This window comes from Pseudomonas sp. Pseusp9 (assembly GCF_059491265.1).
Map to the genome: position 1 here is coordinate 6,442,040 of NZ_CP168500.1, position 12,000 is coordinate 6,454,039.

Consider the following 12,000-nt stretch of genomic DNA (forward strand, 5'->3'; position numbering starts at 1 on the left):
CAGCGGCTGCGACCGGGTTGTAAAAATCGGAAAAGAAAAAAGGGTAGCCGAGGCTACCCTTTTTAATCAATCACACAACAAGTGCTGCCTTAATGGCCGAACTTCTTGCGGATCTGCTGGACGGTGCGCAGCTGAGCTGCAGCCTCGGCCAGACGTGCGGCAGCAGAACCGTAATCGAATTCCGCGCCTCGCTCATGCAGGGCTTTCTCGGCAGCCTTAACGGCTTCCAAAGCTGCGGCTTCGTCCAGGTCGGCAGCTCGTTGCACGGTGTCGGCAAGAACCTTGACCATGTTCGGCTGAACCTCGAGGAATCCACCGGAGATGTAATACACCTCCTCTTCCCCGCCCTGCTTGACCAGGCGGATCGGACCTGGCTTCAGATTAGTGATCAGCGGCGCGTGACCCAAGGCGATACCAAGATCACCCAGTGCACCGTGCGCAATCACCATCTCGACCAGACCGGAAAAGATTTCTCCTTCCGCGCTGACGATATCGCAATGGACTGTCATAGCCATCTGATTGCCTCAACCTAAATTAGCGCCCGTTGCCGGGCGCCGGGATTACAGTTTCTTGGCTTTCTCGATCGCTTCTTCGATGCCGCCAACCATGTAGAACGCTTGTTCTGGCAGGTGGTCGTAGTCACCGTTGAGGATGCCTTTGAAGCCAGCAATGGTGTCTTTCAGGGAAACGTATTTACCCGATGCACCGGTGAAGACTTCAGCCACGAAGAACGGCTGCGACAAGAAACGCTGGATCTTACGAGCGCGGTTTACCAACTGCTTGTCGGCTTCCGACAGCTCGTCCATACCCAGGATCGCAATGATGTCCTTCAGTTCTTTGTAACGCTGCAGCACGTACTGAACACCGCGAGCGGTTTCGTAGTGGTCGTTGCCGATCACGTTCGGGTCCAGCTGACGCGAAGTCGAGTCCAGTGGGTCTACCGCCGGGTAGATACCCAGGGAAGCGATGTCACGGGACAGAACGACGGTGGCGTCCAGGTGGGCGAAGGTGGTCGCTGGCGACGGGTCGGTCAAGTCGTCCGCTGGTACGTATACGGCCTGGATCGAAGTAATCGAACCTTGCTTGGTCGAAGTGATGCGCTCTTGCAGCACGCCCATCTCTTCAGCCAGGGTCGGCTGGTAACCTACTGCCGAAGGCATACGGCCCAGCAGTGCGGATACTTCGGTACCGGCCAGGGTGTAACGATAGATGTTGTCGACGAACAGCAGAACGTCGTTACCTTCGTCACGGAACTTCTCGGCCATGGTCAGGCCGGTCAGTGCTACGCGCAGACGGTTTCCCGGCGGCTCGTTCATCTGACCGTAAACCAGTGCCACTTTGTCCAGAACGTTGGAGTCCTTCATCTCGTGGTAGAAGTCGTTACCCTCACGAGTACGCTCACCCACACCGGCGAACACGGAATAACCGCTGTGCTCGATGGCGATGTTACGGATCAGTTCCATCATGTTTACGGTCTTGCCTACACCGGCACCACCGAACAGACCGACTTTACCACCCTTGGCGAACGGGCAAACCAGGTCGATAACCTTGATGCCGGTTTCCAGCAGGTCGTTGCCGCCCGCTTGTTCAGCGAAGGATGGCGCAGGACGGTGAATGCCCCAGCGCTCTTCGGTGTCGATCGGACCAGCTTCGTCAATCGGGTTGCCCAGTACGTCCATGATCCGGCCCAGGGTCGCTTTACCGACCGGTACGGAGATGGCAGCGCCAGAGTCGATTACGTCCAGACCGCGCTTCAAGCCTTCGGTGGAACCCATCGCAATGGTACGAACTACGCCGTCGCCCAGCTGTTGCTGAACTTCCAGGGTAGTGTCCGCGCCTTGTACTTTCAGCGCGTTATAGATGCTCGGTACGCTGTCGCGTGGAAATTCCACGTCGATAACGGCGCCGATGATTTGAACGATACGTCCGCTACTCATAGCTGGATCCTCTGAATATTTGAACCGTTAAACCGCGGCAGCGCCGCCGACGATTTCCGAGATCTCTTGGGTGATCGCAGCCTGACGCGCCTTGTTGTAGACCAGCTGCAAATCGCTGATCAAATCACCGGCGTTGTCGGTAGCGTTCTTCATCGCGATCATCCGCGCAGCTTGTTCAGCCGCGTTGTTCTCGACCACCGCCTGGTAGACCTGCGACTCCACGTAACGGACCATCAAGCCGTCGAGCAGCTCCTTGGCATCCGGTTCGTAGAGATAGTCCCAGTGGTGCTTGAGTTCTTGATCCGGGGTTGCCACCAGTGGAATCAACTGCTCCACGGTAGGCTGTTGTGTCATGGTGTTGATGAACTTGTTGGACACCACGGACAGGCGGTCAATACGGCCGTCCAGGTAGGCATCCAGCATCACCTTGACGCTGCCGATCAGGTCATTGATCGACGGCTCTTCACCCAGGTGGCTGATAGCTGCAACGACGTTACCGCCGAAGTTGCGGAAGAAAGCCGCACCCTTGCTACCAACTACACACAGATCGATCTCGACGCCGTTTTCGCGGTTTACCGCCATGTCCTTGACCAAAGCCTTGAACAGGTTGGTGTTCAAGCCACCACACAGACCACGGTCACTGCTCACTACGACATAACCGACGCGCTTTACTTCACGGTCGATCATGAACGGGTGGCGATATTCCGGGTTAGCGTTGGCCAGATGGCCAATAACCTGGCGGATGCGCTCCGCATAAGGACGGCTAGCAGCCATGCGCATTTGTGCCTTGCGCATTTTGCTGACCGCCACTTTTTCCATGGCGCTGGTAATCTTTTGCGTGCTTTTGATGCTCGCAATCTTACTGCGAATCTCTTTTGCGCCTGCCATGTAACACCTATCAGGTTAGCAAGCGGGAGCCGCTAGGCTCCCGCTGCGGCTTACCAGGTTTGGGTGGCCTTGAACTTCTCGATACCGGCTTTCAGGCCGCCATCGATTTCGTCATTGAAGTCACCCTTCACGTTGATCTTCGCCATCAATTCGGCGTGATCGCGGTTGAAGTAAGCAATCAGCGCTTGTTCGAAGCTGCCGACTTTGGTGATTTCAACGTCAGTCAGGAACCCACGCTCAGCGGCATACAGCGACAGCGACATGTCGGCGATCGACATTGGCGCGTATTGCTTCTGCTTCATCAGCTCGGTAACGCGCTGACCATGCTCAAGTTGCTTACGGGTCGCTTCGTCCAGGTCAGAAGCGAACTGGGCGAATGCCGCCAGTTCACGGTACTGAGCCAGAGCGGTACGGATACCACCGGACAGCTTCTTGATGATCTTGGTCTGAGCGGCACCACCCACACGGGATACCGAAACACCGGCGTTCACAGCTGGGCGGATGCCCGAGTTGAACATGGCCGATTCCAGGAAGATCTGACCGTCGGTGATGGAAATCACGTTGGTCGGAACGAACGCGGAAACGTCGCCAGCCTGGGTTTCGATGATCGGCAGTGCGGTCAGGGAACCGGTTTTGCCGGTCACTGCGCCGTTGGTGAACTTCTCTACGTACTCTTCCGAAACGCGGGATGCGCGCTCCAGCAGACGGGAGTGGAGATAGAACACGTCGCCTGGGTAAGCTTCACGGCCTGGTGGACGGCGCAGCAGCAGGGAGATCTGGCGGTAAGCCACTGCCTGCTTGGACAGATCGTCATAAACGATCAGCGCGTCTTCACCGCGGTCGCGGAAGAATTCACCCATGGTGCAACCGGCGTACGGAGCCAGGTATTGCAGCGCAGGAGATTCCGAAGCACTGGCAGCCACGATGATCGTGTTCTTCAGTGCGCCGTTTTCTTCCAGCTTGCGAACCACGTTGGCGATGGTCGATTGCTTCTGACCGATGGCTACGTAGACGCAGAAAATGCCGCTGTCTTTCTGGTTGATGATCGCGTCGATCGCCAGAGCGGTTTTACCGATCTGACGGTCACCGATGATCAGCTCACGCTGGCCACGGCCGACAGGGATCATGGCATCGACGGCCTTGTAGCCAGTCTGTACAGGCTGGTCTACCGACTTACGCCAGATCACGCCTGGAGCAACTTTCTCGACCGCGTCGGTCTGGGTGTTGCCCAGCGGACCTTTGCCGTCAACCGGGTTACCCAGTGCGTCGACTACGCGACCCAGCAGTTCCTTACCAACCGGAACTTCCAGGATACGGCCGGTGCACTTGGCGCTCATGCCTTCAGCCAGAGACTGGTAGGCGCCCAAAATAACGGCACCTACGGAGTCTTGCTCCAGGTTGAGGGCCATACCGTAGACGCCGCCCGGAAACTCGATCATCTCGCCGGACATAACGTCGGCCAGACCGTGAATCCGCACGATGCCGTCAGATACGCTGACGACAGTGCCTTCGTTACGGGCTTGGGAGGTCACATCGAGTTTGTCGATGCGGCCCTTGATAATTTCACTTATTTCGGAAGGATTGAGTTGCTGCATTGCTCTGCTGCCCCTTCAAACTCAAGATTTCAATGCTTCGGCAAGTTTCGCGATTTTGCCGCGAATCGAGCCATCGATAACCAGGTCGCCGGCGCGGATGACAACACCCCCAATAAGGGATGAATCTTCCTCGACTTGCAGGCGCACTTCCCGGTTGAGTCGTGCACTGAGAACCTTGGCGAGTTTGTCTTGCTGTTCTTGGTTCAATGCGTAGGCACTGGTCACTTCCACGTCTACCGATTTCTCTTGCTCGGCCTTGTACAGGTCGAACAGGGCGGCGATCTCCGGCAGAAGCAGGAGGCGCTCGTTTTCGGCAACAACGTGAATGAAATTCTGTGCCTTGGCATCGAACTTGTCGCCGCACACGTCAATGAACGTGGCGGCCTTTTCTGCGCTCGTCAGTCGCGGGGCCTTGAGCACGCGCTGCATGGTGTCGTCTTCCGACACCGCTGCAGCCAGGCCGAGCATGGCTGACCAATTGGCCAGTTGCTGGTGGGCCTGAGCGTGCTCGAAGGCCGCCTTAGCGTAAGGTCGGGCCAACGTGGTCAGTTCTGCCATGATCGCCCTCGCTTAGATTTCAGCAGCCAGTTGGTTAACCAGCTCTGCGTGCGCGTTTTGATCGATTGCCTTGCCCAGGATCTTCGAAGCACCGCCAACGGCCAGGCTACCCACTTGGGCGCGCAGCGCGTCTTTGACGCTGTTCAGTTCCTGTTCGATCTCGGCCTGAGCCTGAGCCTTCACACGGTCAGCTTCGACGCGAGCCTGTTCACGGGCTTCGTCGACAATCTGGGTACCGCGTTTCTTGGCTTGCTCGATGATTTCAGCTGCCTGAGCTTTCGCTTCGCGCAGTTGCTGACCCGCTTTCTCTTGGGCCAACTCCAGGTCGCGAGCTGCTCGGCTGGCAGCGTCCAGACCATCAGCGATCTTCTTTTGACGTTCGTGCAGTGCCGTGATGACCGGAGGCCATACGAACTTCATGCAGAACAGTACAAAAATCAGGAACGCAACGGACTGGCCAATCAGGGTCGCATTAATGTTCACGCCAACACCTCGCAGTTACGTTGTCCATCACACCAAATTACCCGGAAGATCCGAGTAATTAGCCAGCGATTTGACCAACGAACGGGTTCGCAAAGGTGAAGAACAGAGCGATACCAACACCGATCATGGTTACGGCGTCGAGCAGACCGGCAACGATGAACATTTTAACTTGCAGCATTGGAACCATTTCTGGCTGACGCGCTGCGCCTTCCAGGAACTTGCCGCCCAGCAGGCCGAAACCAATTGCGGTACCCAGTGCGCCCAGGCCGATCAACAGTGCAACAGCGATAGCGGTTAGACCAACTACAGTTTCCATCTTTCCTCCCGACTTTTACGTCGTATGGTTTAGGTTTTTTTAATTTAAAGCGGTAAAACAAATCGTTTCAGAGGCCCGGTTAAGAGCCCCCTCCCGTTTAACGGGGAGGGACATCAGACTAGTCGAGACTGGCCTTAATGGTTTTCTTCGTGTGCCATCGACAGGTAGACGATGGTCAACATCATGAAGATGAATGCCTGCAGGGTGATGATCAGGATGTGGAACACAGCCCACGCCCACTGCAGAACAACGCCCAGGCCGCTAAGCCAGAGCAGACCGCTGCCGAACATCACAGCAATCAGAATGAAGACCAGCTCGCCGGCGTACATGTTGCCGAACAGACGCAGAGCCAGGGAGATCGGCTTGGCGATCAGGGTCACGAACTCCAGCAGGAAGTTCACCGGGATCAGCAGGGCTTGAACGAAGATGTTCTTGCTGCCGAACGGGTGCAGGGTCAGCTCGCCGATGAAGCCGCCGAGGCCCTTGACCTTGATGCTGTAGAAAATGATCAGTGCGAAAACCGAGAACGCCATGCCCAGGGTCGCGTTCGGGTCGGTGGTCGACACGGCACGGAACGGGATGTGGTGGTCGCCGGAGATCAGGATGGCCAGTTGAGGAATCCAGTCGACCGGTACCAGGTCGACGGCGTTCATCAGGAACACCCAGACGAAGATGGTCAGTGCCAGCGGTGCAATCACCGGGCTACGGCCATGGAAGCTGTCTTTCACGCTGCCATCGACGAATTCGACCAAAACTTCAACGAAGTTCTGCAAAGCACCTGGCTGACCGGAAGTCGCTTTCTTTGCCGCCATGCGGAAAAGAAGAACGAAGATCAGACCCAATGCGATCGACCAGCCGAGGGTATCGACGTGGAAAGCCCAGAAGCCCATTTCCTTGGCTTCTGCTGCGGTGTGGGCAAAGCCCCAGCCGCCGGTAGGGTGCTGACCGAAGGTCAGGTTCTGCAAGTGGTGCTGGATATAGCCCGAAGCGGTTGTTTCTGCCATGGTTGCCTCAAACGCCCTAAGGTCTCGAAAGTCTTGTTCTCATTAGCAGGGGAGCGAACCAGCTGACCAGTTGGGTCAGCACGAAGACGCCGAATACAGCCAGCGGCGCCAATGGCTTCACACCTGCGAACGTCAATGCAAAAAGCACCGCCGTCAAAATCAGTTTGCCCGCCTCGCCGGCATAAAATGACCGGACGATGGCTTGAGCTGCCCGGGCACCGGAAAACCGAAATGCCCTGTGAGCGAAATAAACATTGGGAAGCAAGGCTATCAGGCCTCCGCAAAGTCCCGAGTACCCGGCAACGACTCCATACCGTTGCCAGAGCGCCAAAGCGGCAATGAGCAGAACGACAAATTGAGCCATTAACACCGGAAAAACTGCCAGGCGATGGAATGGCAGGCGGTTTGGCGTGCGGGTTTCCATCACTATTGCTCTCCAATGGCCGGCTGCCGAAATTCAATAACTTGGCATAATTTGTGCCGACAAAATGCGCGCAGAGTATAGGGGCGGTTCAGCCCCTATTCAACTATCAGGTAGTGATTTCCGACTGCGCGCTACATGTGGAAATGTTTCAGCGGATATGTGCAAGTACACCTTGTAGTTCATCCAGGGAGTTATATCCAATCACTAACTGCCCTTTACCCTTCTTACCGTGGCGAATCTGCACCGCAGAGCCTAGGCGCTCGGCCAGGCGCTGTTCGAGACGGGCGATATCCGGGTCCGGTTTTGCCGGTTCCACAGGCTCAGGTTTACCACTCAACCACTGGCGAACGAGTGCCTCGGTTTGGCGCACGGTCAGCCCGCGTGCGACAACATGTCGCGCCCCTTCAACCTGTTGATTGTCCGGCAAACCGAGCAAAGCACGGGCATGACCCATTTCCAGGTCACCGTGGGACAACATGGTCTTGATGACTTCCGGCAAGGAAATCAGGCGCAGCAGGTTAGCCACGGTCACCCGGGACTTGCCCACGGCTTCGGCCACCTGCTGCTGAGTCAGCTGGAATTCCTGCTGCAAGCGCTGCAGGGCCACCGCTTCTTCAATCGGGTTCAGGTCTTCGCGCTGGATGTTCTCGATCAGGGCGATGGCGATCGCCGTTTCATCGGGTACGTCGCGAACCATCGCCGGGATGGTTTCCTGCCCGGCTTGCTGGCTGGCGCGCCAGCGGCGTTCGCCGGCAATGATTTCAAAACGGCCGCTGCCGATCGGGCGAACCACGATGGGTTGCATGACGCCCTGGGCCTTGATCGACTGCGCCAGCTCTTCGAGCGCTTGCGGATCCATGTCACGTCGCGGTTGGTATTTGCCGCGCTGCAGCAGATCCAGGGGAAGGTGTTGCAGCTCACGCTGATCGGCTTGCGCCGCTTGTTCTTCCAGCGAACTGACAGTCGGACCACTCAACAGAGCATCCAGTCCACGTCCGAGACCTCGTTTCTTGACGGCCATGGGGATTCCTTAAGTTGCCTGAGCAGCGGCGATGCGTGAGTTTTTGCGTTGACGACGAACCATTTCGCCCGCCAATGCCAGATAGGCAACGGCGCCTCGCGATGCTTTGTCGTACGCCAGCGCCGGCATGCCGTAGCTTGGTGCTTCGGCCAGACGGATGTTGCGCGGAATGACGGTGTCGTAGAGCTGCTCGCCGAAGTGTTCCTTGAGCTGCGCAGAGACATCGTTCATCAGGCTCAGGCGCGGGTCGTACATCGTACGCAGCAGGCCTTCGACCTTGAGGTTCGGGTTCAGCAGTTCGGCGATACGCTTGATGTTATCCACAAGGTCGCTCAAGCCTTCCAGGGCGAAGTACTCGCACTGCATGGGGATAATTACCCCGTCGGCGGCAACCAGTGCATTGAGGGTCAGCATCGACAGCGACGGTGGGCAGTCGATCAGGATGTAATCGTAGTTTTCCCGGATCGGCGCCAGCGCGCTGCGCAGACGGCTTTCCTTCATCTGCATTTCCAGCAGCACCACTTCGGCAGCGGTGAGGTCGCGGTTGGCCGGCAACAACTGGTAACCACCGTGTTCGGAGAAGTGCATGGCCTGGGCCAGATCACATTCGCCGATCAGCAGGTCGTAGACCGAGTTTTCCAGGCCATGTTTATCCACACCGCTACCCATGGTGGCGTTGCCCTGTGGATCGAGGTCGATCAACAGCACCCGGCGCTTGGTTGCAACCAGGGATGCTGCGAGGTTGATGCAGGTGGTGGTTTTACCCACGCCACCCTTTTGGTTCGCTATCGCGAATACCTTAGCCATTCTTGCTTGTGTTCCCAATCATGCCGTGCGGCGCAGTATCAGCAGATGGCGTTGGCCTTGGCAACCAGGTACGGCCAGGGCGTGTTCGCTATCGAGGTGGAAGTCTGCCGGCAATGCTACCAGCTCATCGGCCGGATGAACGCCCTTCATTGCCAGCCAGCGTGTTTCGTTATCGCCGAGGTGGCGAGTCCAGTTGCTGAAGTTTTCCATGCTGCTGAACGCACGGGAAATGATCCCGTTGAATGGCTGGGCAGGCTGGAACGCTTCGACGCGACTGTGGATAACTTGCAGGTTATCCAGTTTGAGTTCGAGTTTGACCTGAGTCAGAAAGCGGGTTTTCTTGCCGTTGCTGTCCAGGCAAGTCACCTGGGACTCGGGAAACAGGATGGCCAACGGGATGCCAGGCATGCCGCCGCCGCTGCCGACGTCGAGCCAGCGTCCGTTTTCGATGAATGACATCACGCTCAGACTGTCGAGCAAGTGACGGGACACCATTTCGTCCGGATCACGCACGGCGGTGAGGTTGTAGGCCTTGTTCCATTTGATCAACAGGGCCAGATAACCCAGCAGTTGCGCGTGCTGGGTTTCTGTCAGCGTGACGCCAAGCTGGCGGGCACCTGTGGATAACTCTTCTGCATGTTGCGAAGTGACCAACGAACTCAAGCGCTTTGCTCCAACTGACGGCCCGCGCCGCGTTTTTTCAAATGAATCATCAACAGCGAAATGGCTGCCGGCGTAACGCCCGGGATACGCGAGGCCTGGCCCAAAGTCTCTGGACGGGTCGCACCGAGCTTGCTCTGGATCTCTTTGGAGAGACCGGAAATATTCGTGTAATCGATATCCACAGGCAGTCTGGTGTCCTCGCTGGCTCGCAAGCGGGCGATTTCATCCTGTTGACGATCGATGTAACCGGCGTATTTGGTCTTGATCTCGACCTGCTCGGCAACCTGTGGATCTTCTGCACCGCCACCGGTCACTTCGGTCAGACCAGCGTAGTCGATTTCCGGACGGCTCAAGAGATTGAGCAGGTTGTATTCGTGCGTCAGCGGCGTGCCGAATTTTTCGGCAATGGCATCGCCTTGTTCGGTGCCCGGGCGAACCCAGGTGCTTTTCAGGCGCTGCTCTTCCAGTTCGATACTTTCGCGTTTTTTGCAGAAAGCCGCCCAACGAGCGTCATCCACCAGGCCCAGTTCGCGGCCTTTTTCGGTCAGGCGCAGGTCGGCGTTGTCTTCACGCAGGATCAGACGGTATTCGGCGCGGGACGTGAACATCCGGTACGGCTCTTGGGTACCGAGGGTAATCAGGTCGTCGACCAATACGCCGATGTAGGCCTCGTCGCGACGCGGGCACCAGGCTTCTTTGCCCTGTGCACGCAGTGCAGCGTTGGTTCCGGCCAGCAAACCCTGGGCGCCGGCTTCTTCGTAACCGGTGGTGCCGTTGATTTGCCCGGCGAAGAACAGGCCGCCGATGACTTTGGTTTCCAGGCTGTACTTCAGGTCACGCGGGTCGAAGTAGTCGTACTCGATGGCGTAGCCCGGACGCACGATGTGTGCGTTTTCCATGCCGCGGATCGATTGCACGATCTGCAGTTGTACGTCGAACGGCAGGGATGTGGATATCCCGTTCGGATACAGCTCGTTTGTCGTCAGGCCTTCCGGCTCGATGAAGACCTGATGGCTTGCCTTGTCGGCAAAGCGATGGATCTTGTCTTCGATTGACGGGCAGTAACGCGGGCCGATGCCTTCGATTTCACCGGCAGCGGAATACATCGGCGAACGGTCGAGGTTCGCGGCAATGATTTCGTGGGTGCGCGCATTCGTGTGGGTAATCCAGCAACTGACCTGCTGCGGATGCTGTTCCTTGTTGCCCATGAACGACATCACCGGGATCGGCGTATCGCCCGGTTGTTCGGTCATCACCGAGAAATCCACAGACCGACCGTCGATACGCGGCGGAGTACCGGTTTTCAAACGACCCACACGCAATGGCAGTTCGCGCAGACGGTGAGCCAGCGCGATCGATGGCGGATCACCGGCGCGACCGCCGGAAAAGTTCTGCAAACCGATGTGGATAAGTCCACCGAGGAAGGTACCTGTGGTCAAAACCACCGAGTCTGCGAGGAAACGCAGGCCCATCTGGGTAACAACACCACGGACTTGTTCCTGCTCGACGATCAGATCGTCTGCAGCCTGTTGAAATATCCACAGGTTCGGCTGGTTTTCCAGGATTTCGCGGACAGCCGCCTTGTACAGAACCCGGTCTGCCTGTGCGCGGGTTGCTCGCACAGCGGGGCCTTTACGGCTGTTCAACACGCGAAACTGGATGCCGCCTTTATCCGTAGCCATGGCCATCGCGCCACCGAGGGCGTCGATTTCCTTGACCAGGTGGCTTTTGCCGATCCCGCCAATGGCCGGGTTGCAACTCATGGCACCGAGGGTTTCCACGTTATGCGTCAGCAACAGGGTTTTAACCCCCATACGTGCTGAGGCCAGTGCTGCCTCGGTACCGGCATGACCGCCGCCGATGACGATCACTTCAAAACGGGAAGGGAAATCCACCACGCACCTCGTGCCTGCTTAAGTAGGTAATTCAGGAATAGTTTGAGCTCAGGTTTTCGGACCTGGTCGACAAGTATAGGGACTTCGCCCTTCCTAAAGAACCCTTTGCACAAAATTTAACCAGCTGTGGAAAAGTCCGGGTTATAGAAATTAAAAAGAGAGAAATTTATTAAATCTTTGTTTTTATGTTTATTTCTATGCACATGCCTTTCTGTGGATAGATCTACACAGCCCTTTGTTTTCAATGTGTACAGAGATTCAAAACCCTGTGTTCATGTGCCAATGAGGCCCTTGGATAACCGGTGTAAGCCTGTGGATGAAAGGGGTGGTTATCCACAGAGGCGGTTATGTTCAGTTTTCAGGCCCTGTTATCAACTGACCTTAGCGACGGTTATTCACAGGGCTTAAT

General features: G+C 56.9%; 13 protein-coding genes. All 13 read right to left on the bottom strand.

Annotation, left to right across the window (positions count from 1 at the left end; all coding sequences use genetic code 11):
* Positions 1–89 precede the first annotated feature (89 nt).
* The 13 genes from ACEN8E_RS29450 to mnmG all read right to left on the bottom strand — a co-directional run bounded on the left by ACEN8E_RS29450 (position 90) and on the right by mnmG (position 11,591).
* Positions 90–515 carry a F0F1 ATP synthase subunit epsilon gene (locus tag ACEN8E_RS29450; RefSeq protein ID WP_007985046.1) on the bottom strand — a complete coding sequence of 142 codons (426 nt, stop codon included), beginning with the start codon at positions 513–515 and terminating at the stop codon, positions 90–92.
* A 45-nt stretch (positions 516–560) separates the two neighbouring features.
* Entirely contained in the window at positions 561–1,937 is a 1,377-nt protein-coding gene (gene atpD / locus ACEN8E_RS29455; protein WP_429367699.1) for a F0F1 ATP synthase subunit beta, read from the bottom strand.
* 27 nt (positions 1,938–1,964) lie between these two features.
* Positions 1,965–2,825, bottom strand: coding sequence for a F0F1 ATP synthase subunit gamma (gene atpG / locus ACEN8E_RS29460; protein ID WP_007934344.1), 861 nt, complete (start codon positions 2,823–2,825; stop codon positions 1,965–1,967).
* Between the two features lie 50 nt (positions 2,826–2,875).
* Positions 2,876–4,420, bottom strand: a complete 1,545-nt coding sequence (atpA, locus tag ACEN8E_RS29465) for a F0F1 ATP synthase subunit alpha (protein ID WP_429367703.1) — start codon at positions 4,418–4,420, stop codon at positions 2,876–2,878.
* Between the two features lie 21 nt (positions 4,421–4,441).
* Positions 4,442–4,978, bottom strand: a complete 537-nt coding sequence (locus ACEN8E_RS29470) for a F0F1 ATP synthase subunit delta (protein ID WP_429367705.1) — start codon at positions 4,976–4,978, stop codon at positions 4,442–4,444.
* A 12-nt stretch (positions 4,979–4,990) separates the two neighbouring features.
* Complete coding sequence (locus ACEN8E_RS29475; RefSeq protein WP_007969903.1) at positions 4,991–5,461, bottom strand: F0F1 ATP synthase subunit B; 471 nt, start codon at positions 5,459–5,461, stop codon at positions 4,991–4,993.
* A gap of 58 nt (positions 5,462–5,519) precedes the next feature.
* On the bottom strand, positions 5,520–5,777 hold the full coding sequence (atpE, locus tag ACEN8E_RS29480) for a F0F1 ATP synthase subunit C (RefSeq protein ID WP_003097235.1): 258 nt from the start codon (positions 5,775–5,777) through the stop codon (positions 5,520–5,522).
* A gap of 134 nt (positions 5,778–5,911) precedes the next feature.
* Positions 5,912–6,781 carry a F0F1 ATP synthase subunit A gene (atpB, locus tag ACEN8E_RS29485; RefSeq protein ID WP_429367710.1) on the bottom strand — a complete coding sequence of 290 codons (870 nt, stop codon included), beginning with the start codon at positions 6,779–6,781 and terminating at the stop codon, positions 5,912–5,914.
* 16 nt (positions 6,782–6,797) lie between these two features.
* Positions 6,798–7,205 (bottom strand): F0F1 ATP synthase subunit I, encoded by a 408-nt coding sequence (locus tag ACEN8E_RS29490; protein ID WP_007985054.1) that lies wholly within the window; start codon positions 7,203–7,205, stop codon positions 6,798–6,800.
* 148 nt (positions 7,206–7,353) lie between these two features.
* Positions 7,354–8,226: a ParB/RepB/Spo0J family partition protein gene (locus ACEN8E_RS29495; protein WP_111283173.1), complete on the bottom strand. Its 873-nt coding sequence runs from the start codon at positions 8,224–8,226 to the stop codon at positions 7,354–7,356.
* A 9-nt stretch (positions 8,227–8,235) separates the two neighbouring features.
* On the bottom strand, positions 8,236–9,033 hold the full coding sequence (locus tag ACEN8E_RS29500) for a ParA family protein (RefSeq protein ID WP_007969897.1): 798 nt from the start codon (positions 9,031–9,033) through the stop codon (positions 8,236–8,238).
* Between the two features lie 18 nt (positions 9,034–9,051).
* Positions 9,052–9,696 (bottom strand): 16S rRNA (guanine(527)-N(7))-methyltransferase RsmG, encoded by a 645-nt coding sequence (gene rsmG / locus ACEN8E_RS29505; RefSeq protein WP_477809903.1) that lies wholly within the window; start codon positions 9,694–9,696, stop codon positions 9,052–9,054.
* Entirely contained in the window at positions 9,693–11,591 is a 1,899-nt protein-coding gene (gene mnmG, locus ACEN8E_RS29510) for a tRNA uridine-5-carboxymethylaminomethyl(34) synthesis enzyme MnmG (protein WP_495590848.1), read from the bottom strand. Before mnmG ends, rsmG begins: the two co-directional genes overlap by 4 nt.
* Between the last annotated feature and the right edge of the window lie 409 nt (positions 11,592–12,000).